This window comes from Microbacterium luteolum (genome assembly GCF_039533965.1).
GTDB classification, from domain to species: Bacteria; Actinomycetota; Actinomycetes; order Actinomycetales; family Microbacteriaceae; genus Microbacterium; species Microbacterium luteolum.
The window spans coordinates 3,518,210-3,538,339 of sequence record NZ_BAAAUN010000001.1; the positions used below are offsets into that span (position 1 = coordinate 3,518,210).

General features: G+C 71.5%; 15 protein-coding genes. 8 read left to right on the forward strand and 7 right to left on the reverse strand.

Annotated features, from left to right (window positions below; genetic code table 11):
* Window positions 1-35: 35 nt before the first annotated feature.
* On the reverse strand, window positions 36-4,652 hold the full coding sequence (locus ABD648_RS17040; protein WP_282216152.1) for an ATP-dependent helicase: 4,617 nt from the start codon (window positions 4,650-4,652) through the stop codon (window positions 36-38).
* 88 nt (window positions 4,653-4,740) lie between these two features.
* Between ABD648_RS17040 and ABD648_RS17045 the strand changes: the two genes are divergently transcribed.
* Entirely contained in the window at window positions 4,741-5,151 is a 411-nt protein-coding gene (locus tag ABD648_RS17045; protein WP_282216153.1) for a DUF6157 family protein, read from the forward strand.
* Between the two features lie 9 nt (window positions 5,152-5,160).
* Here ABD648_RS17045 and ABD648_RS17050 read toward each other — a convergent pair whose 3' ends face one another.
* From ABD648_RS17050 to ABD648_RS17065, 4 genes are read right to left on the reverse strand one after another with little or no spacing between them, the layout of a single operon-like run.
* Window positions 5,161-6,486 carry a CHAT domain-containing protein gene (locus tag ABD648_RS17050; RefSeq protein WP_282216154.1) on the reverse strand — a complete coding sequence of 442 codons (1,326 nt, stop codon included), beginning with the start codon at window positions 6,484-6,486 and terminating at the stop codon, window positions 5,161-5,163.
* Window positions 6,480-8,135 (reverse strand): hypothetical protein, encoded by a 1,656-nt coding sequence (locus tag ABD648_RS17055; RefSeq protein ID WP_282216155.1) that lies wholly within the window; start codon window positions 8,133-8,135, stop codon window positions 6,480-6,482. The genes ABD648_RS17050 and ABD648_RS17055 overlap by 7 nt, the downstream gene beginning before the upstream one ends.
* Complete coding sequence (locus ABD648_RS17060) at window positions 8,132-9,214, reverse strand: hypothetical protein (protein WP_282216156.1); 1,083 nt, start codon at window positions 9,212-9,214, stop codon at window positions 8,132-8,134. The genes ABD648_RS17055 and ABD648_RS17060 overlap by 4 nt, the downstream gene beginning before the upstream one ends.
* Window positions 9,211-10,539: a hypothetical protein gene (locus ABD648_RS17065; RefSeq protein ID WP_282216157.1), complete on the reverse strand. Its 1,329-nt coding sequence runs from the start codon at window positions 10,537-10,539 to the stop codon at window positions 9,211-9,213. The genes ABD648_RS17060 and ABD648_RS17065 overlap by 4 nt, the downstream gene beginning before the upstream one ends.
* Before the next feature lie 90 nt (window positions 10,540-10,629).
* On the opposite strand from ABD648_RS17065, the gene ABD648_RS17070 reads away from it, so the two are divergent.
* Complete coding sequence (locus ABD648_RS17070) at window positions 10,630-11,919, forward strand: PA2928 family protein (protein WP_282216158.1); 1,290 nt, start codon at window positions 10,630-10,632, stop codon at window positions 11,917-11,919.
* Here the strand turns inward: ABD648_RS17070 and ABD648_RS17075 are convergent.
* Window positions 11,916-13,613 carry an ABC-F family ATP-binding cassette domain-containing protein gene (locus ABD648_RS17075; protein WP_282216159.1) on the reverse strand — a complete coding sequence of 566 codons (1,698 nt, stop codon included), beginning with the start codon at window positions 13,611-13,613 and terminating at the stop codon, window positions 11,916-11,918. The genes ABD648_RS17070 and ABD648_RS17075 overlap by 4 nt on opposite strands.
* A gap of 353 nt (window positions 13,614-13,966) precedes the next feature.
* Here ABD648_RS17075 and ABD648_RS17080 point away from each other — a divergent pair, with 353 nt between their 5' ends.
* Entirely contained in the window at window positions 13,967-14,212 is a 246-nt protein-coding gene (locus ABD648_RS17080) for a glycine zipper domain-containing protein (RefSeq protein ID WP_282216160.1), read from the forward strand.
* Here the strand turns inward: ABD648_RS17080 and ABD648_RS17085 are convergent, their stop codons facing one another.
* Complete coding sequence (locus ABD648_RS17085) at window positions 14,213-14,872, reverse strand: alpha/beta hydrolase (RefSeq protein ID WP_282216161.1); 660 nt, start codon at window positions 14,870-14,872, stop codon at window positions 14,213-14,215.
* A gap of 70 nt (window positions 14,873-14,942) precedes the next feature.
* On the opposite strand from ABD648_RS17085, the gene ABD648_RS17090 reads away from it, so the two are divergent.
* The 5 genes from ABD648_RS17090 (at window position 14,943) to ABD648_RS17110 (ending at window position 20,130) form a co-directional block, all read left to right on the forward strand.
* Entirely contained in the window at window positions 14,943-15,548 is a 606-nt protein-coding gene (locus tag ABD648_RS17090; protein WP_282216162.1) for a DUF4916 domain-containing protein, read from the forward strand.
* A 131-nt stretch (window positions 15,549-15,679) separates the two neighbouring features.
* On the forward strand, window positions 15,680-17,164 hold the full coding sequence (locus ABD648_RS17095) for an APC family permease (protein WP_282216163.1): 1,485 nt from the start codon (window positions 15,680-15,682) through the stop codon (window positions 17,162-17,164).
* A 34-nt stretch (window positions 17,165-17,198) separates the two neighbouring features.
* On the forward strand, window positions 17,199-17,972 hold the full coding sequence (locus tag ABD648_RS17100) for a gamma-glutamyl-gamma-aminobutyrate hydrolase family protein (protein ID WP_282216164.1): 774 nt from the start codon (window positions 17,199-17,201) through the stop codon (window positions 17,970-17,972).
* Between the two features lie 23 nt (window positions 17,973-17,995).
* Window positions 17,996-18,760 carry an SDR family NAD(P)-dependent oxidoreductase gene (locus ABD648_RS17105; protein WP_282216165.1) on the forward strand — a complete coding sequence of 255 codons (765 nt, stop codon included), beginning with the start codon at window positions 17,996-17,998 and terminating at the stop codon, window positions 18,758-18,760.
* Window positions 18,757-20,130: a glutamine synthetase family protein gene (locus ABD648_RS17110; protein WP_282216166.1), complete on the forward strand. Its 1,374-nt coding sequence runs from the start codon at window positions 18,757-18,759 to the stop codon at window positions 20,128-20,130. Before ABD648_RS17105 ends, ABD648_RS17110 begins: the two co-directional genes overlap by 4 nt.

Sequence of the window (20,130 nt, forward strand, 5' to 3'; positions counted from 1 at the left end):
CCCTTCTCGTACCAGATATGGTACCACTCCGAGGTTCAGACGGACTTGCGCAGGGTGTAACCGCGCGGGGTCGCGACGAAGCCGGCTTCCTGCAGCGCGAGCGCCAGATCCGTGCCGTAGACGCCCTCGCCGTTGATCTTCTCGACCGTGAGCGTATCGAGACGGCGGGCGCGGGCCGTCGCCGCGAGGTCGGATGCTGCGGCGCGCAGCACGTCGCTGTCGTCGGTGAACGAGATCACGGTGCGGCCGCCGCGCTCGAGATACAGCACGAGCGCGCCGTCGACGAGCACGACCAGGCCGCCGGCCTTGCGCCCCGGCCGGTGCGACACCTCGTCGCGCTTGGGCCACCCGAGTGCGGCTCCGTAGGGGTTCGCCGGGTCTGTCGCGGCGAGAGTCACGGCGTTGCGCGGAGGCGGATCGGCGAGACCTGCATAGGTGCGCAGGCGGTCGACCGTGGCGGATGCCGCGAACTGCGCCGCGCCCAGCCGCTCGATCACGTAGCCCCGGCGGCAGTGGCCGGCCTCCTCGAAGCCGGCGAGCACCCGGTACGCCTGGGCGAATCCGCCGGGAACGCCCTCGGACTGCACGGCACCACGTGTGACGACGCCGTACCGGTCGAGCAGGAGTCCGGCGGTCACGGTCGCGCGACGGGCGGCATCCGTCTCGATCGTCGGCAGCAGCGACCAGCGGCCGCCGATCGAGGTGGGGCGCGGCGCAGTGCGGGTGAGAGACATGCCCCGGTAGGTGCGGGCACGGGGGGCGCGGCGCGTGACCTTGTGCGCCTGGGAGCCGCCGGCGAGCAGGGAGCGGATCGGTGCGAACGTGTCGTTCGTGACATGCCCCGACCAGGTGAGGTTCCACAGGGCTTCGAGCACGGACTGCTCGTTCTCGGCCGAGGCCATCTCCTTCAGCTGGCTCGCGAAGTACGCCCCGCCCGCCTGGAGCGCGGCCAGGACGCGCGCCTCCAGAGAGTCGGTCGCGAGCTCGGCATCGGGCTCGGGGAGCGTGAAGGGCGCGAGGTCGGCCGGGTGCAACGAGACCCAGCCGTCGCGTCCGGGAAGCGTGCCGTGACCCGACCAGATCACCTCGCCGGCCGTCGTCAGCTCGTCGAGCATGGTGGGGGAGTAGTCGCGCACCCGCGACGGCAGCACCAGCGACTCCCAGGCGCTCGCGGGGATGGGCACGCCCGCGAACTGCTCGATCACGGTGAGCACGCCGTCGAGCCCCTCCAAGGGGCGCCCCAGGTGCTGCCAGTCGGGCAGGAAGCGCGCGTACGCATCGGGGGAGACCGGCTCGACCGATCCGCGGATCGCGGCGAGCGACCGCATGCGCAGCCGCCGCAGCACCTCGGTGTCGCACCATTCGATGTCGGAGGCGGAGCCCGCCGCCTCCGGCAGGAAGTAGCCGCTCGTCAGTCGGCCGGAGTTCTCGAGACGCTGGAGGGTGTGCCGGGCGACGGCCGAGCCGATGCCGAACCGGGTGGCGACGGCATCCGTCGTGAAGGGGCCGTGGGTGCGTGCGTGCCGGGCGACGAGGTCGCCGAGCGGGTCGGCGATCGGCTCGAGGAACGCGACGGGGATGCCGGTGGGAAGAGCTGCGCCCAGAGCATCGCGCAGGCGCCCGGCGTCTTCGATCGCGGCGACCCGGCTCACCCCGCCGATCGTCACCGGGATCGCCCGTCGCGCCGAGACCAGGTCATCGAGAAGGGCGGATGCCGAGGACGTGACGGTGTCGGGGTCGAGGCGCGCGGCGACCTCCTCGGCGTCGAGGGGGCCGAGCATGCGCAGGAGATCGGCGACGCCCTCGAGTCCGCGCGCCCGCCGCTCCGGGTCGAGGCGCTGCGCCTCGCGCTCGAACTGCGCGATCACGTCGGGGTCGAGGAGCTCCCGTAGCTCGACCGTGCCCAGCAGCTCGCCGAGCAGGGCAGGGTCGACCGAGAGCGCCGCGGCCCGGCGTTCGGCGAGCGGGGAGTCGCCCTCGTACATGAAAGCGCCGACGTAGCCGAACAGCAGATCGCGGGCGTACGGCGAGGGCTGGCCCGGCTGGGTCTCGACCAGGCGGATGCGCCGGTCGGCGATCGAGGTCGCGAGCTTGCGCAGTGAGGGGAGGTCGTAGACGTCCTGCAGCACCTCGCGGAGCGTCTCGAGGATCACCGGGAACGTCGGATGCCGTCGCGCGACCTCGAGCAGCTGGGCCGAGCGCTGGCGCTGCTGCCAGAGCGGGCTGCGGCGGTTCGGGTTCGTCCGCGGCATCAGCAGGGCGCGCGCCGCGCACTCGCGGAAGCGGGATGCGAACAGCGCGGAGCCGCCGACCTCCTGCGTGACGAGGACCTCGAGCTCGTCGGGGTCGAACACGAACAGTTCGGCCCCGGGCGGCTCGGCTTCGGCATCCGGGATGCGCACGATGATGCCGTCGTCGCTCGCGACCGCGGAGCCCTCGACGCCGAGGCGCTCCCGCATGCGGGCGTTGATCGCCAGGGCCCAGGGTGCGTGCACCTTCATGCCGTAGGGCGAATGCAGGATGACGCGCCAGTCGCCGACCTCGTCGTGTCCGCGCTCGACGGTGAGCGTGCGATCGGTCGGCAGGGTTCCGGTCGCCTCGCGCTGCTCGGTGAGATGCGCCATGAGGTTGGTCCGCGCCTGCTCGTCGAGGCCGGCCTCGATCAGGCGCTGCGCCGCCTTCTCGGGGGTCGCCGCAGCGACCTCGCGGGAGAACTTCCCGAGCGCCTCGCCCAGCTCGAAGGGCCGCCCGATGCCGTCGCCGTGCCAGAACGGCACCTTGCCCGGCTGGCCGTAGGCCGGGATCACGTTGACGCGGTCGTGGGTGATCTCGGCGATCCGCCAGCTCGTGGTGCCGAGCGTGAAGACGTCGCCGACCCGCGACTCGTAGACCATCTCCTCGTCGAGCTCGCCGACGCGGCGGCCGGCGCCCTCGCCCGCGACGAAGACGCCGAAGAGGCCGCGGTCGGGGATCGTGCCGCCGCTCGTCACGGCGATGCGCTGTGCCCCCGGCCGCCCGGTGAGCGTGCCGGCATCGCGGTCCCAGACGAGCCGGGGCCGGAGCTCGGCGAACTCATCGGAGGGGAAGCGACCGGCGAGAAGGTCGAGAGTCGCCTCGTACGCCGAGCGCGGCAGCGACTGGAAGGGCGCGGAGCGGCGGACCGTCTCGAACCACTCCTCGACGCTGATGGCGCCGAGCGCGCTCGCCGCGACGGTCTGCTGGGCGAGGATGTCGAGCGGATTGCGCGGCACCTGGATCGCCTCGATCCTGCCTGCGAGCATCCGCTCGGTGACGATCGCGGTGTGCAGCACGTCGCCCCGGTGTTTGGGGAACAGAGCCGCGCGGCTGATCTCGCCGACCTGGTGCCCGGCCCGGCCGACGCGCTGCAGGCCGGATGCCGCGGACGGCGGCGCCTCGACCTGGATCACGAGATCGACCGCCCCCATGTCGATGCCGAGTTCGAGGCTGCTCGTCGCGACGACGCAGCGCAGGACTCCGGACTTCAGCTCCTCTTCGACCTGGGCACGCTGCTCCTTCGAGACCGAGCCGTGGTGCGCCTTGGCGAGCACCGGATCGGCGCCGGCGGTCGCGCCCGCCTGCGCCATCATCGCGGCAGGGACCGTGGCTGCAGGCAGCGCGGCCCCGATGCGCTCGGAGTAGATCTCGTTGAGGCGGCCGGTCAGCCGCTCGGCCAGACGCCGCGAGTTGGAGAACACGATCGTCGAGTTGTTCTGCAGGATGCGGTCGACGATCGCCTCCTCGACGTGCGGCCAGACGGAACCGGTGACCTCGGTGTACTCGGCGTCTTCCGTCGGCTGGGTCCCTGAGCTTGTCGAGGGGCCGGGCGGCGGCGGGGGATTGGTCATGTCGTCCATCGGCACGACCACCGAGAGCTCGAAGGTCTTGGATGCCGGAGGCGCGACGATGTCGACGGGGGCCGAACCCCCGAGGAAGCGGGCGACCTCGTCGATCGGGCGCACCGTCGCGGACAGGCCGATGCGCTGCGCCGCCGTCTCGTTGCCGTGCGAGGCGCGCAGGGCGTCGAGGCGCTCCAGGCTCACCGCGAGGTGCGCACCGCGCTTGGTCGCCGCGACCGCGTGCACTTCGTCGATGATCACGGTGTGCACGTCGCGCAGGGTCTCGCCGGCGCGACTGGTGAGCATCAGGTACAGCGATTCGGGGGTCGTGATGAGGATGTCGGGCGGATCGGAGACGAGCTTGCGTCGGTCGCTCGAGGTGGTGTCGCCCGACCGGACGCCGACCGTGACCGACGGAGCGGCCAGGCCGAGGCGTCGCGCGTACTGGCCGATGCCGATCAGCGGCGAACGGAGGTTGCGCTCGACATCGACGCCGAGCGCCTTCAACGGCGAGATGTAGAGGATGCGGGTGCGCGAGGCATCCTTCTTGGGCTTCGACGGCTTCTCCTGGGTCCCTGAGCCTGTCGAAGGGTCGAGGCGCTCGCGGAACACGCTGTCGATCGCCCAGAGGAAGGCCGACAGGGTCTTTCCCGAACCGGTCGGTGCGACGACGAGCGCGTGCTTGCCGGCCGAGATCGCATCCCAGGCGCCGGCCTGCGCGGGCGTGGGCGCGGGAAACGCACCCCGGAACCAGTCCTGCGTGGCCGGAGTGAAGCGCTCGAGCACATCCCCCATCCGTCCATCTTCCCCGAGACCACCGACATCGGGGAAGGGATTGACGGAGCACTCGACGGATGTCCGACCTGTGCGCGATGCTGAGGCCATGGCGACGCACACGACGAACTATCGCGAGACCTTCATCGAGGTCGCAGAGGACTGCCCCACCGACCACGCGGAAGAGCCGCCGCTGGCGGAGTCGCCGTCGATCGCCGCCCTGCATCATCGCCTGATCGTGGAACAGCCCTACAGCCGCACCTCCGACGACGTGATCTTCGAGACGCATGCACTCCGACGGGGCATCGCCGTCGACGACGCCGCGGCACGCGAGGAGTTCTTCTCGAAGGGGCAGCCGTGTCTGCGCTCCTCGCCCCTCGGCAAGCGCTACGGCTGGGGCATCCATCATGACGCCGAAGGCCGCGTGGCGCTCGTGCCACGCGAAGCCGAGCAGTACGAGCTGCTCGCCGCCGACCCCGCGCTCGCCCACACGAAGGCGATGAGATCGAGACGGGTGTGAGACCTGCCGTCAGAGCCGTGCCGGTGCCGGGGCCCACGCGGTCGCGAACGCGGCCCAGATGATCGGCGAGTGACGAGGGTCGCCGGTCGAGGTCCAGAGTTCCCGCCGCTCTCGCTGCCAGGCTCCGAGCGCACTGATCGGGTCGTCCTGCTCGTGCGCTGCGTTCACGGCGACGATCGCCTCGGTCAGCATCCCCTCGGCGTGATCGCCGAGACCCGGCACGAGACGGCGCAGCCCCGCCTCGGTCGGCAGGGTCCAGCGGGTGGCCGTGACGTACTCCGCGCCGCGGTGCAGGAAGGCGGCCACGAGTCCGGTCGGCTCGGCGAAGCGCAGGTCGGTCCCCGAGTCGCACGCGATCAGTGCCACCCGGTTCGGTGCACGGAGAGGTGCGAGACCTGCTCCGCCCAGCGCGATCTCGGCGGCGGAGTACGGCCGATGCGCTCCGATGATCGGGGTGGTGCCCGGGGCATCCGCGCCGTCCGACAGATGCAGCCGTGCGTCCAGGGCGTGCGTCGAGGCGGTGACGTGCCCGACGTAGAGGAGTCTCCCCGCATCGACCACGGCATCCGCGAGAGCGAGCCGGCCGATGTCCGCCCGGCGGAAGGCCTCGCCGAACGGCACCCGCCGGGGTCCGAGGTCGGCGATCGCCCGCTCCAGTGGCGACCCCGCGGACACGGGACCCAGCACGCTCCCCAGCTCGCCGGTCGACGAGAAGCCGGGAACCACCGGATCCAGCACGGCCGCCACGGCCGACGAAGCCGACCACGGTGACACCGCCCTCGAAGCGTCGTTCCGCAGGGTCGCGGGCAGGAGCACCGAGACGTCGGCCATGTCGATGCCGCGCTCATCGCCCGCGGTGCTGATCAGCTCCCACGGAACCTGGGCGGTCGACGGCGACAGCTGAATGCGGAGGTGCGGCCGCCTTCCCGCCTGCTCGAGCGCGTTCAGCTCGGAGCCCAGCCACTGCGGAACCAGCACGGATGTCAGGAGCGCGGCGAGGGCCTGCTCGCGCTCGGGATCGAGCAGCGCACCATCCGTGAGTGCGCGCTGCAGCGCCTGAAGCCCGCTCTCGCCCGGCAGGGGGGAGGGCAGCGCCTGCGCGAGCTCGTCCATGACGGGTGCGACATGCGCGCGCGGGACGATCGTCATCCGTGGCGAGCTGCGCTGGTGCTCCCACACCCAGCTCACGAGGAGGTCGTCGGCGTCGATGTAGCGCAGCCGGGCGGTCGGACGGACGCCGGGAGGCAGATCGGTCAGCACGGCATCGCCGTCGGTCCGCGTCATCGGCATCGGAGCGCCCAGCTGCGGGATATCGCGCCAGTTGCCGCTCACCACGCCGCCACCATCGTCGCTGAGCGCAGCGTCAGACCGTACTCGGCCTCCGCCGCGTCGATCCAGGCGTCGAGCACGGGAGCTGCCCCCGGCATCGCGACGACGCGCGGCGGCGGGGCGAACCGGACGGATGCCGTCGCCGACGCGCCGCCTGTCAGCCCGGCGGCCGCGGCGGGCAGCTCGTCGAGGTCGCCAGAAGGCGCGTCGGGGGCCGACGGGGGCTCAGGGATCGGGAAGGGCAGCAGTGTGCCGGCGGAGGGCGCGGCGTCGGCGGACTCGGCGACCGCCTGCAGCGTGACAGCCGCGGCCGCGTTCTCCACGAGCTCGAACAGCAGCGCGGCGTCCCCGAGCGTGCGCGCCAGCCGGAACGCCAGCTCGCGCGCGGGCGCCGCGACCTGCAGGCTCCAGCGTTCGCGCGTGCCGCCGGGGGCGAAGCCGTCGCGGAGCGCTTCGGTGACGAGCAGGACGGGGATGGCCAGATCCCGCGCCTTCTCCAGGCGCTGCATCCGCGACCGCGGGGTGAACGACATGGCGGCCCACTCGGCGTGCATCTCGGCGCGACGCAGATTCACCCGCGCCCGCTCGCTCGCGGAACGGGTGAGGTCGAGGGCCGCCCGGTAGGCCTCGTCGGCCGCCGGATACCGGTGTCGTGCCGACTCGGCGTCGCCCAGGAACGCCTGCGCCTCGAGTCGCTCGTGCACCGCGGCATCCTGTCCGAGGTCGGTCAGCAGGACGCGCAGGGTCTTGGCCGCCGCGCCGGCGCGACCGGCCCGCAGCTGCACGGCGGCGAGACCGGTGCGGCTGGCGGCGAGGCGCGTCTTCAGTCCGATCCGTCCGGCGAGCTCTGCGGCCTTCCGGAATCCGTCTTCGGCCTCGCGGTGCCGACCCGCCTGCATCGCCTCCCGCGCGAGATTCTCGACCGCGAGCTGCCGGCCGGTGGCGTCGCCGCCGAGCTGCTGGGCGTGCTGCGCGAGCTGCAGATACTCCCGCGCGGCGGCATCGTCGCCGGTGCGCTGGGCGATCACGCCGAGGTTCGCATACGCGTGTCCCGACAGCTCGGGGCCGACCGTCACGGCGATGGCCAGGCCGCGCTTCGCCTCGTCCTCGGCCTCCTGCAGGCGCCCAGTCATGATCAGCGCCGCGGTGCGGGCGTTGTGCACCGCGAAGGCGAGCAGGTCGCGCTGGTCGACCTCGTCTCCGGCAGGATCGTCGAGCAGCGCCTCGGCGTCGGCGATGCCGTCGAGCGCATCGTCGAGCCGGTCCATGAGCGTCAGGGTCTGCGCGCGCGACAGCATCCCGTTGATCTGCACGGTGCGGGTCGCACGTTCATCGCCGATGAGGGCGATGGTCTGCGCCGCGGCATCGAGCCCCTCGTCGGTGAGGCGGAGGGCGCCGTCGAGGTCCCCGCCGAACTCGTGGGCGGAGGCCAGATTCAACAGGGCTCGCGCGCGGAGGTCGAGCCCCTCGCCGTCGATGTCATCCACGCGCGTGAGCGCCACCGCTTCGCGCAGCTTCACGGCCCCTTCGTTGACACGCCCCTCGTGCAGCAGCATCGCGGCCGCGTTGTTGATGTCGCGCCCGGCCTTCCAGCGCGCCGTCGCCGGAAGGCGTCCACGGATCGCGCTCGGCGGCCGGGCGTCCTCGTCGCTCACCGGCCCGCCCCTGCGCTGCGCTCCGCGAGCGATGCGCTCGGCGACTCGAGGCGATCGGCGGCGAACCGGATCACGCGCTCGCGGGCCTCGGCGCTCTCCGGCGCTCCCGGCGACGGCGCCAGCACCGGATCGTGGACCCAGAGGGTGCGTGCGCCCGGGGGGAGGAAGGCGACGGATGCCGGCACACCGGTCTCCCCGATGAACTGGGCGCCGACGCGTTCGAGAGCGAGGTCGACCGCGGAATCCGACGGTCCGAACCGGGCCTCGAGCGTCGTCGCCGCGCCTTCGGCGTCGACGGCTGGGACCTCGACGTGCAGCGTCGTGCGGCCGTCGTGCTGCCGCAGCGACCAGCGCGCCTCGCCCTCGGCGTCGACCGACTGGGCGGGGACGTCGGCCCACCGCACGGGAGCCGTCCCGCTGGCGAGCTCGATCCCGGCCGCGGAGGGGCCTGTACCGCCGGCGGCGAGCGCCCATTCCTCCCGGGCGATCATCGCCTCCTGGGTGGTCGTCACGGGGCGGAGGGCGACGCCGTGGTCCTCGGCCAGCTCGGCCAGAGCGGTCGATACCGCCGCACCGTCGGCAGTGAGGGGGAGCGGCAGTGCCGCGAGGGCGGAGGTGGCATCGACCGCCTCCCGCAGGGCGTGCTCGACGGCATCCTCGTCGTCGAGGAGATGCGAGACCGCGTGGCTCGTGAGGGCGATCTCGGCGGCGAGCAGGGCGGGGTCGAGGGCCGCGATCCGGGCGCTTGCCGGCCACCACGAGCGCGCCCAGGTCAGGTGCCCGAGTCGGAGCACCGCCTCGACGATGCCGGGTTCGGATGCCGCGATCTCGACGACCGCCTCCGCGCCGGTCCGCGCGGCAGCGGCCACTGCCGGACCGTAGACGTCGGCGAGCCATCCGGCCGCCGCGTCGATGTCATGGATGTCCGCGTCCGGCCGCTGTGCTCCCGCGGTCGCGTCCCAGTGCAGCAGCGCGCCGGCGCCCTCGACGACCGCCGTCAGGAACGACGGGTCCTCGGCTGCGGCCACGCCGGACGAGACGTGCGCGAACCCGTCACGCACCCGGATCAGCGTGCTCATGCCGCCTCCGTTCCGGTGGTCTCAAGTGCTCCGCGGCCCATCGCGACCTTCAGCCGCTGACGCTGATCCATCACGACCGAGCGGAGCACGCCGTCGAGCAGATCCCACAGGTCGCCGGCTGCGATCGCCTGCTCGCGGAGCTCGCGGCCGTGCAACCGCACCCAGAGCCGGCGCAGATAGCCGCGGCGCACGTCGCGGATGTCGGCGACGACGGATGCCGGAACCCCGCTGAACTCGATCGGCAGCCGCAGGGCGCGCCGCACATAGGCCTCACGTCGCCAGCGCGCGGCGAGCCGCCGGTGCGCCGCCGTCGCCTGCTGTGCCTCGCCGGCCTCCGCGGGATCGAGCGCACGACTCGCCTCGACGCCGAGCACCATGGCCACCCGACTCTCCTCCTCGCCGAGCTCCCACGCGCGCGCCGACCGGAGGATCTCCTCTTCGACGAGCCCGCGGGCGTCGACGGCCAGATCGGGTGCGGCGCCGCCGGCGAGCGCGGCGAACAGCCGCTCGAAGATCGACCGGTCGAAGGGGAGTGGAAGATCGCGCTTCGACGCGGTCCCGCCCAGCGGCGGCAGCGGCGGCGCGGGGTTCCGTGTCAGGCCCAGCGCCCGGGCCGCGCCGTCGTCGTCGAGCGCGGCGGCGGCCGTCGACCCGGCATCCGCGTCGACCAGAGCGGCGAAGCGTCCGCCGTAGCCGTCACCGGTGCAGTCGTCCAGCGCGCCCGCGATCGCGTCGTCGGGGACGCGATGCTTCGGTGGAACCGGGCGCGATGCCCAGGCCTGTGCGAGCTCGGCGACCAGGCGCGGTGTCTGGTCCTCGTCGCGCAGCAGCTGCCGCACCTGCGCGAGCAGCGAGTCGCCGGACGCCTGTGCGATCTCGGACACGACCTCGAGGGCCACGGCATCCGCATCCGCGTTCGGGGCCCCCGCGTTGCGGGCGAGCTCGTAGCAGCGCTGGAAGTACTTCTCCTGCGGGTTGCCGTCGGTGATGCGCAGGCGTCGTCTGGCGGCCTTGAGCTCCAGGAACCAGGCGGATGCCGCGGCCAGCTCGACCCTGGCGGCGCGGATGCGGTCCCGGAGCTCGTCCGCGGCCTCAGCGGTCAGCGTGCCACCGGCGAGCCCGGGATTCTGCACCGGACGGATCACCAGCGGGTCGAGGATCAGCTTCATCGTGCGCGCCAGCGGGCGGCCCGAACCGTTGCTGAACGGGGCGACGCCGTCGCCCAGCTCCTGCCAGGCCTGCGCGATCACCTGGGCCCGCGGATACAGCGCGACCACCGCATCGACGTCGGGGCTCACTGGCGTGAGCTCGGCAGGCGCACTCATGTCCGCCAGCCTATAGAGGGAGGGTCCGTTGAAGCGCGCGCGGCAGAAACCCGTGATCGGGAGATCCGTGCGCCACGGGATCCTGGCGGCATGAACACCAACGAGTCGCGAGGGTATGTGTTGAACGGCACCTCGGTCCTGCCGCTGCAGTCGACGTCGCTTCCGACGCGAGGCCCGCGTGATCCGCGGAAGGTGCGCCGGCGCATCCGGCTGCGGTTCCTCGGCTTCTTCCTGGCGCCGGTCCTCATCGGAGGGGTGATCGCCCTGGTCGCCTGGATCTCCACGCCACCGACCCGCGATGTCGAGATCCTGCCGGGGTCCGCGGTCATCAGTATCGACGAGCAGGACGTGGCAGTCGTCGTCTACGCCGACACGTCCCGCCCCGGCATGTTCGAGCCCATCTTCCAGACCAGGGCGACGGCGATCCGCCTCAGCGACGGCAAGGCGCTGTGGGACCAGCGGCTGAACGAGGAGCTCGCGAGCGAGGCGGCCACCCTGGCCGGCGACTCGTCGCGGGTCTACGTCGGCACCGACGAGGGCCTCGTGATCCTCGACGCGGCGACGGGGGCGATCGAGGCGCAGGGCACCGGCATCGCCGGGCTCGGCACCGACGCGGTGCTCTCCGCGTCGGCCTACGGCTACGACGCGGAGGCGAACGCCGTCGTCGCACTCAGTGCGACCGGGGGATTCGTGCAGATCCCGGTGGGCGGGGTGGACGCCCAGCCGGCGGATCCCGCGGTGGCGAGCCGCTGGCAGGGCACGCTGAGCTCCTCGGCGTTCCTCGACACCTCCGCGCTCACGCGCCTCGTCGACGAGGCCATGGCTCCCGACGGCACGACCTTCACGATCGAGCAGCTCTCCGAGGCGGTGAGCCGAGACGCCCTGGTGATCGCCTCGTCCGACCAGCAGACCATCCGCCGCACGGAACTGGTCGACGCGGAGATCCTTCCCGAGACGGGTGTGGAGCCGCAGCTCGGCGTGATGCTCGACACCGGCCAGTTCCTCGAGGGCGACTTCACCGGCGTCGACCCCGACGACATCGAGGCTCTCCTCGAGGCGGCGAGCCGGATGACGGGAGAAGACATCCCGGCTCCGGCGGCATCCGGCTCCGGGTTCGTGCTCGTGCAGCATCGGGAGTCGGTGAACGCCGAGAAGACCCTGCTCAGCAGCGTCGAGATCGCCACCGGCCGCGTCGTCGACACCGTCGAGATGGGAGCGGATGCCGTGCGCGCCGTCACCGGACCATCGGGGACGACGGCGGTGATCGCCCCCGCCCCCGATTCCTGGTTCCCGAACACCCTGCTCGTGCTGGACGAGGACGGCACGCTCCGGCCGGTCGGAGTGGGAGTCGTGCCGTGGTGGGTGGCTCCGTTGCGCTAGACCTCCCGCAAGGTGCCGCCGGCCTCGATCTCGAGCGTGAGATCGAGGTCGAGCCGCGCGAGGAACGCGTCGTCGTGGCTCACGACGAGCACGGCCCCACGGTAGGCGCGCAGCGCCTCGACGAGCTGGTCGACCGTGTCGATGTCGAGGTTGTTCGTCGGCTCGTCGAGCACCACGAGGTGCGGCGGTGGATCCGAGAGCAGCAGCTTCGACAGCGCGACGCGGAAGCGCTCGCCGCCCGAGATCGCCGACACCGGACGATCGGCCGTCGCCCCTCGGATCAGGAACCGGGCGAGCCGGTTGCGCAGCTCCTTCTCGGGCACCTGAGGCGCGGCGAGCGCGATGTTCTCGAACACCGAGCGGTTCTCGTCCAGGCCGTCGACCCGTTGCGGCAGGTAGCCGATCCGGTCGGTCGAGGCCGTTGCGACGAGACGCGGTGCAGTATTCAGCACATCCTCGTCGGATTCCGGCGGGTTCCGCGTATCGGCGCGGGCGTCCGGCTCCGCATCCTCCGTTCTTGCTGAATTGTGACCGGCCTCGAGCGCGGCGCCGGCGACCAACCGCTCCAGCAGCGTCGTCTTCCCGGCCCCGTTGGGCCCGATCAGCGCCACCCGCTCCGGGCCCTGGATGACCCAGGCCCGCTCCTCGTCGGCCAGCGTCGCGATGCGTCGCGACCGGGACACCTGTGGATCGGGCAGCTCGATCTTCATCGACGCGTCCGAGCGCACGCGGTGTCCGGCCTCGTCGAGGGCGGAGCGTGCGGCATCCTCCTTGGCTCCGACCTCGGTGCGCAGCCTTCCCGCCGACACCTCGGCCGCCATCTTGCGACCGTGCGCGACGATCTTCGGCACGCGCTTCTCGAGCTCCGCCTTCTTCGCCGTACGGGCGCGGTGCGACAGCTTCACCTCGGCCTCGATGCGCTGGCGCTTCTCCTTGCGGAGCGCCTGCGCCGCGGTGACCTCGGCCTGCTTCGCGGCATCCTGCTCGGTGTCCAGCCAGGCGCGCCATTCGGAGTACGGGCCTCCGAAGACGCTCAGGGTCTGGGCGTAGAGCTCGGCGGTGTCGTCCATGAGCTCGAGCAGCGACAGGTCGTGACTGACCACGATGAGCGTGCCCTTCCAGGCCTGCACCATCGCACCCAGCTTCGCCCTGGCGTCGCGGTCGAGGTTGTTGGTCGGCTCGTCGAGGAGCGTGATCGGCGCACGACGCAGGCGGATGCCGGCGATCGCCACCAGCACCGCCTCGCCGCCCGAGAGCTCGCCGACCGTGCGGTCGAGGAAGTCCGGGGCGAGGCCCGCTTCGGCGAGAGACGCCTCGGCGCGCGCCTCGATGTCCCAGTCGTCGCCGACCGCGTCGAAGTGCGCCGGGTCGACATCGCCGGCGCTGATCGCGCGCACCGCGTCGAGTGCCTCGGACACGCCGAGGAGCTCCGCGACACGGCGATCGACGTCGAGCGTCAGCTGCTGTGGGAGGTACGCGACCTCGCCGGATGCCGCGACGACGCCCGATGTCGGTTCGAGTTCGCCGGCCATCAGACGCAGCAGCGTCGACTTGCCTGCGCCGTTGCGGCCGACGAGTCCGGTGCGTCCAGAGCCGAAGGCGCCGGAGAGCCCGTCGAGCGCTGTCGAGCCGTCCGGCCAGGTGAAGGTGAGCCGGTCGAGAGTGACCGACGCGTGAAGGGTGGGTTGTGACATGGGGATGTCTCCTGTCGAGTGCGAGGGTGCACTGACACCGGGCCTCGGTCACGAGCCGCGAGGGGTCGGAGCGGAGGCGGAATGTCCTGGAGAGGCGGGATGATCCATGAACGGGATGGTCCCTGAAGGGATGATCCATGAACGGGATGGATCCCTGAGCCTGTCGAAGGGTCGTCGGGTCAGCGCGCGGAAAGAGGAGCGCGGAGGCGACGGATCAGATCAAAGGACTTCCAGACACGGCGGACAGGACGCATCGACGATACCCGGGCGTGTCGCGACGCGCAACCCCGGGCGTGTCGCGGGTCCGTCGTGCGGGGGATGTGGCGTGAGGCCCGTCGCCGTACCGTGAGCGCATGGAAGAAAACGGGCGCAGCAGCCCTCCGCGATCACTGGAAGGCGTCGGCATCGGACTGGCGCTCGGCGTGGGCATCGGCGTCTCGCTCGGTGTCGCCCTGGAGAACTGGGGCCTCGGCCTCGGCATCGGGGTGGCGATCGGGGTCACGTTCGCCATCGCGTTCAGCGCGCGCCCGAACACGAAGCCCGGTACGGCGGAGGACCCGGAAGGCCCTGCGAGCGACGACGGCCGCCCGACGCCGTGATCAGGGCGTTTCGATCCCGTCGAGCCACTTCGTGAGGAACAGGCGCACATCGGCGAGCTCCTCCTCGGAGATGCTGTGCGTGAGGCCCGTGTAGACCCGGCCGGAGAGTTCGGAGTGGTCGGGCAGCCACTGCGCGGTGTGGTCGATCAGCGCGGGCGGGATGACGTCGTCGTTCGTTCCGCGGCCCCAGAACACGGCCGGCCGGAGTTCGCGCAGCTCCTCGTCGCGCGGCAGATCGCCCGGCGAGGCGTAGCCGCTCAGTGCCACGATCGCGCCGAAGCGTTCCGGTTCGAGACGGAGGGCCTGCAATGCGACAGCGGCCCCCTGGGAGAAGCCGAGCAGCGCGACCGACGACGGTGCGTCGCCGGCCACGGCGTCGAGCCAGCGCAGGAAGGCGTCGGCGGCTGCGGTCACCGCGTCGGGGCTGCGTCCGTCCAAGCCCTCGATCGGATACCAGGAGCGCCCCGGCATCGGCCACGGCGGCGCCAGGGGGGCGGCAACGGATGCCACGGCGATGCCCGCCGGGAGGTAGGGGACGAGGCCGAACAGGTCGTGCTCGTCGGCGCCGTAGCCGTGCAGCAGCACCAGCAGCGGCATCCGCCCTCTGTCGGCGGACGACCATCTGGTCGCCGCATCGTCGATCGTCAGGTTCTCGCTCACACCGATATCCTGCCAGCGGATGCCGACACGTCCACCCCGCGCGGTCAGGCGCGGCTGGTAGAAAGGACACATGTCCGTCCGCACACCTGATCCCGACCCGGAACCCGAAGACGACGGTCTCGGCGCCTTCCGCGATGCGAATCCGTCGGCACCCGGCTCGAACCCCGGGTGGCTGAGCGACATCGAGCTCGAAGAGGCGCGGCGGCATCTGCCGATGCTCTACGTCGAGGCGATCCCGGTGCGCACCGACGGTTCCGGTCAGGTGACCGAGGTCGGCATCCTGCTGCGCTCGACGCCGATGGGTGAGATGACGCGCACGATCGTCTCTGGTCGCGTGCGCTTCGGCGAGACCATCCGCGACGCGCTCTTCCGTCATGTCGAGAACGATCTCGGCCCGATGGCGTTCCCGCTCCTTCCGCCGCAGCCGCTGCCGTTCACGGTGGCCGAGTACTTCCCCATCCCGGGAGTGAGCGCGTACCACGACGACCGCCAGCACGCGGTGTCGCTCGCCTTCGTCGTGCCCGTGACCGGTACGTGCGAGCCGCGTCAGGACGCGCTCGAGGTGACCTGGTTCCCGCCCGAGGCTGCGGCATCCGACGCGGTCGCCGCCGAGATGGAGGGCGGCCGCGGCACGCTCATCCGCCTGGCTCTCGCGAACCTCGGACTGCTCCGCTAGACCCCCGCACGCCGACTGCCGGCATGCCCCTCGCGTGATGTGAAGGGGCCTCTTCGGCGTGCGACTCTTGCGCTGGCTGGACTAATGGGCTAGAAAGTAGACCATTAGTCCAATCGGCAAAGGATGTTCGCATGGATGCTTCGACAACGACGTCGCGCAGCGCAGGAACAGGACAGGACCGCAGCCTCCGCGGAAACCTCGGGGCGGTCTCGGTCACCTTCATGGTGATCGCCGCGGCCGCGCCGCTCACGGTGGTCGGCGGCCTCGTGCCGATCGGCTATCTCGTGGGGAACGGCATCGGATTCCCGGTCATGTTCCTCGTCGCCACCGTGATCCTGCTGCTCTTCTCGGTGGGCCTCACGGCGATGAGCCGCTATCTCCCCAAGGCGGGATCCTTCTTCGTCTTCGCCACGCATGGACTCGGCCGTACTCCGGGCCTCGCCACGGCGTATCTCGCCCTCATCTGCTACACGACCGTGCAGATCGCGGTGTTCTCCTACCTGGGGGCGACGATCAGCTCCAGCATCGCCCTCCTGGGCGGCCCCGAGATCCCGTGGTGGCTGCTCACGCTCGCCACCGTCGCGATCGTCGGCGCTCTCGGGTACCGGCAGATCGAGCTCAGCTCCCGCGTGCTCGTGGTCGTGCTGCTCGCCGAGATCGGCATCGTCGTGCTGCTGGGCATCGTGATCCTGCTCACCGGGGGAGCGGATGGCGTGACCTTCGGCTCGTTCCTGTTGCAGAACGTGCTCTCTGGAGCCCCCGCTCTCGGCCTCATGTTCGCCATCGCGAGCTTCATCGGGTTCGAGTCGACGGTCGTCTACCGTGACGAGGTGCGCACGCCGGAGCGCACGATCCCGCGCGCCACCTACGCCTCCGCGATCGTCATCGGCGTGTTCTACGCGTTCGCCGCCTGGGCGATCGTGATCGGCGTCGGCGAAGGCGCGATCATCGACGAGGCGGCCGCCGACCCCACGACGCTGATCACCCGCGTGACCGAGCAGTACCTCGGCCCGGTCGGCTCGATCGCCGTCGCCGTCCTGTTCCTCGGCAGCATGTTCGCGGCGGTCCTCTCGCTGCACAACGTGCTGACCCGCTACCACCACGCGATGGCCAACGCCCGCGTGCTGCCGCACCGCGTCGGCGGCGTGCACTCGCGCCACGGTTCGCCTCACGTCGCCTCGATCGTGCAGGTGGCGACCTCCGGCCTCGCGATCATCGTGCTCGCGCTGATCGGCTTCGCGCCGGAGAACATCTTCGCCTGGTTCGCCGGCATCGGGACGCTCGCGATCGTCATCCTCATGGCGGTCACCTGCCTCGCGGTCGTCGTGTACTTCGGCCGTACGCGCCAGCTGCGGAGCCCGTGGCACACCGTCATCGCTCCCGTCCTGGGCTTCCTCGGGCTGGCCGTCTCCGCCGTGCTCATCGCCGCCAACTTCCCGCTGCTCGTGAGCGACGTCGATGCCGAGGGGAACCCCGCCTGGGGTCCGATCAGCGTCACGCTGGTGGCCGTCGTCGTCCTCGCGCCCGTGATCGGCCTCGTGCAGGCCGCCGTCATGCGGGCGAAGGCCCCCGAGGCGTACGCGCAGATCATGCGCCGCTTCGACGAGAACGCCTGACCCACGACCCCGACCCCGACCACGCAGACGAAGGATGGACATCATCGGCACTTCCGCCCTGGCCCGCCCCCTGATCGGCATCTCCGGTCGACGACTGCGGGGCGCCGCGATCGGCGCACCGCACGGCTTCGCCGACGCGCCGCTCGAGGCATATCTCAGCGAGTACTCGACATCCGTTCTCCGTGCCGGCGGCCTGCCGGTGCACCTGCCCATGGATGCTGCGCCGGCGGAGCTCGTCGAGCGCCTCGACGGCGTCGTGATCGTCGGCGGCGATGATGTGGACCCGCGTCGTTACGGTCGGACGCCGGGGCCGTTCACACCGCTGATCGACCCGCAGCGAGATGAGTTCGAGGCCGGACTCATCGAGGCCGCGATCGACGGGGCCGTCCCGCTGCTCGGCGTCTGTCGCGGCGCCCAGCTCCTCAACGTCGTCCGCGGCGGCACGCTCCACCCGCACCTCGCTCACGGCGAGGGAGAGTCGCACGGCTCGTACGCCTACCCCCGTGCGCACCGCGTGCACGAGGTGCGCACGGCGGCGGGCAGCGTCGCGCACGCCCTCTACGGCGAGACGACGCGGGTCAACTCGTTCCACCATCAGGCGGTCGACGTGCCGGGGACCGGGATCGTGGTGACCGGCTGGGCGCCGGACGGGATCGTCGAGGCCATCGAGCTCGAAGGCCTCCCGGTCGTCGGGGTGCAGTGGCATCCCGAGGTCTTCGAGACCGATCCGGTCTTCGGCTGGCTGGTCGATCAGGCATCCGCCCGCACGACGCTCGCCGTCGTGTCCGCAACGCAGAACGTCGCCTAGGCGTCACCGAGCAAGGAGAAGAAATGCGACACGCAGACAAGAACGCCTTCATCACCGGCGCAGGCTCCGGGATCGGTCGCGAGACGGCCCTCCGCCTCGCGGGCGAGGGCGCCCGGGTTCTCGTCACCGACGTCTCGGCAGACGGTGCGGCCGAGACCGTGCGCCTCATCGAGGAGGCCGGCGGCACCGCCGTCGCCGCCGTCGTCGACGTGCGGTCGCGGGACCAGATCCGCGCCGCCGTCGAACGCGCCCGCGAGGAATGGGGAGCGCTGCACCTGCTGATCAACAACGCCGGCGTCGTGACGGAGCACTCGTTCGAGACCCTCACCGAGGAAGCATGGGACTTCGTCTTCGACATCAACCTCAAGGGCCAGTTCCTCGTCGCCCAGGAAGTCGCCCCGCTCATCGCCGAATCCGGCGGCGGCGCGATCGTGAACCTCTCCACGGTCGAGGCCCTCGTCGTCGTGACGAGCACCGGCACCGCGCAGCCGCACTACAACGCGAGCAAGGGCGGAGTGCCCATGCTCACCAAGGCTCTGGCGGTCGAGCTCGCCGCGAAGAACATCCGCGTCAACTGCGTCGCGCCCGGTCCCATCGCCACCGACTTCTTCGACTACGAGAGCGTCACGAGCGACGAGGCGCTGGAGTTCATGAAGCAGCGCCTGCTCGTGCCCCGGGTCGGGCTCCCCGCCGACATCGCGTCGGCCGTATCCTGGCTGCTCAGCGACGAGGCGTCCTGGATCGACGGCATCCAGCTCCCTGTCGACGGAGGGTGGCTGACACGATGATCGATGATGTACGCCTCGCGCCCGAGGAGCTCGAGGCCGCCGGCATCCGCACGGTGATCGTCGCGACGCCCGACATGCAAGGGCGCCTCGTCGGCCGGCGCATCCCCGTCGAGGGGTTCGGTCGTGTGGTCGAGAACGGCGTCGACATCTGCACCTGCGCATGGTCGTGGGACATCGAGCAGGGCCTCGAGCTGATCGACGCAAATCGGTTCGCCCTCTGCGGCATGCACAACGGCGTGCCCGACGTGACGCTCATCCCCGATCTCGAGACCCTCCGCCCCGCGGCGTGGCTCGAGGGTGTCGCGATCTGCCTCGCCGACCCGGTCGACGTGCACTCGCACGAGCCCATGCCGATCTCGCCCCGTGTGCTCCTGAAGCAGGAGCTCGCGCGCCTCCGCGAGAGAGGACTCACCCCGCTCGCGGGGACCGAGCTCGAGTTCTACCTGTTCCGCAACGACCCTCGGGAGCTTCGTCGTTCGGGCTTCCGCGACCTCGACCCGACCACGCTCACCCCCTCGGACTTCCTGATCCACGAGGGGAACCTCTACGAGCCGTTCTTCCAGAAGCTGCGCTCCGACCTCCGTGCCAGCGGCATCCTCGTCGAGACCGCGCAGAGCGAGTGGGGACTCGGGCAGTGGGAGATGACGTTCGAGTACGGGGATCCGCTGGAGATGGCCGACCGGCACGCGCTCTACAAGCTGGCCGTGCGCGACACCGCGGCGCGCGCCGGCATGTCGGCGACGTTCATGGCCCGGCCGCTCAACGACCAGCCGGGGTCGTCCTGCCACGTGCACGTGTCGTTCGTGGACGAGCAGGGCACGGCGGTGTTCTGGGACGAGTCGGCCGACGATCACCTCAGCGGGCGGATGCGGGCGGCGATCGCCGGGGCGCTCGAGCACGCGCCCGCACTGATGGCGTGGTACGCCCCGACCGTGAACGCCTACCGTCGCAGCAACTCCGCCGACGTCGCGGGGAACGGGCGCACCTGGGGCTTCGACAACCGCACGACGACCGTGCGCGTGGTCGGGCACTCGCCGAAGGCGCTGCGGTTCGAGTTCCGTCTCCCCGGGGCCGACACGAACCCGTACTTCACCCTCACCGGGCTCCTGGCGTCGGCGCGCGACGGCATGGACAAGGACACCGCGCTCGCGGATCCCGTGACCGGCAGCGCCTACGACCTGCCCGGTGACGGAGCGATGCCCGCGGATCCACGTCAGGCGAGCATCCTGTTCGGCGAGAGCACGCTGGTGCAGGAGCTCCTCACGCCCGACGTCATCTCGCACCAGCAGGTGCTGCTCGAGCACGAGTGGACGACGTTCATGTCCCGTGTCACGGACTGGGACCTGCACCGCTACTTCGATCGGATCTGA

Bases quoted from the DNA above. Each gene is read 5' to 3' on its own strand.
- ABD648_RS17040 (WP_282216152.1), bottom strand. From the start codon at position 4,652: ATGGGGGATGTGCTCGAGCGCTTCACTCCGGCCACGCAGGACTGGTTC.
- ABD648_RS17045 (WP_282216153.1), top strand. From the start codon at position 4,741: ATGGCGACGCACACGACGAACTATCGCGAGACCTTCATCGAGGTCGCA.
- ABD648_RS17060 (WP_282216156.1), bottom strand. From the start codon at position 9,214: ATGAGCACGCTGATCCGGGTGCGTGACGGGTTCGCGCACGTCTCGTCC.
- ABD648_RS17065 (WP_282216157.1), bottom strand. From the start codon at position 10,539: ATGAGTGCGCCTGCCGAGCTCACGCCAGTGAGCCCCGACGTCGATGCG.
- ABD648_RS17070 (WP_282216158.1), top strand. From the start codon at position 10,630: ATGAACACCAACGAGTCGCGAGGGTATGTGTTGAACGGCACCTCGGTC.
- ABD648_RS17075 (WP_282216159.1), bottom strand. From the start codon at position 13,613: ATGTCACAACCCACCCTTCACGCGTCGGTCACTCTCGACCGGCTCACC.
- ABD648_RS17080 (WP_282216160.1), top strand. From the start codon at position 13,967: ATGGAAGAAAACGGGCGCAGCAGCCCTCCGCGATCACTGGAAGGCGTC.
- ABD648_RS17090 (WP_282216162.1), top strand. From the start codon at position 14,943: ATGTCCGTCCGCACACCTGATCCCGACCCGGAACCCGAAGACGACGGT.
- ABD648_RS17095 (WP_282216163.1), top strand. From the start codon at position 15,680: ATGGATGCTTCGACAACGACGTCGCGCAGCGCAGGAACAGGACAGGAC.
- ABD648_RS17100 (WP_282216164.1), top strand. From the start codon at position 17,199: ATGGACATCATCGGCACTTCCGCCCTGGCCCGCCCCCTGATCGGCATC.
- ABD648_RS17105 (WP_282216165.1), top strand. From the start codon at position 17,996: ATGCGACACGCAGACAAGAACGCCTTCATCACCGGCGCAGGCTCCGGG.
- ABD648_RS17110 (WP_282216166.1), top strand. From the start codon at position 18,757: ATGATCGATGATGTACGCCTCGCGCCCGAGGAGCTCGAGGCCGCCGGC.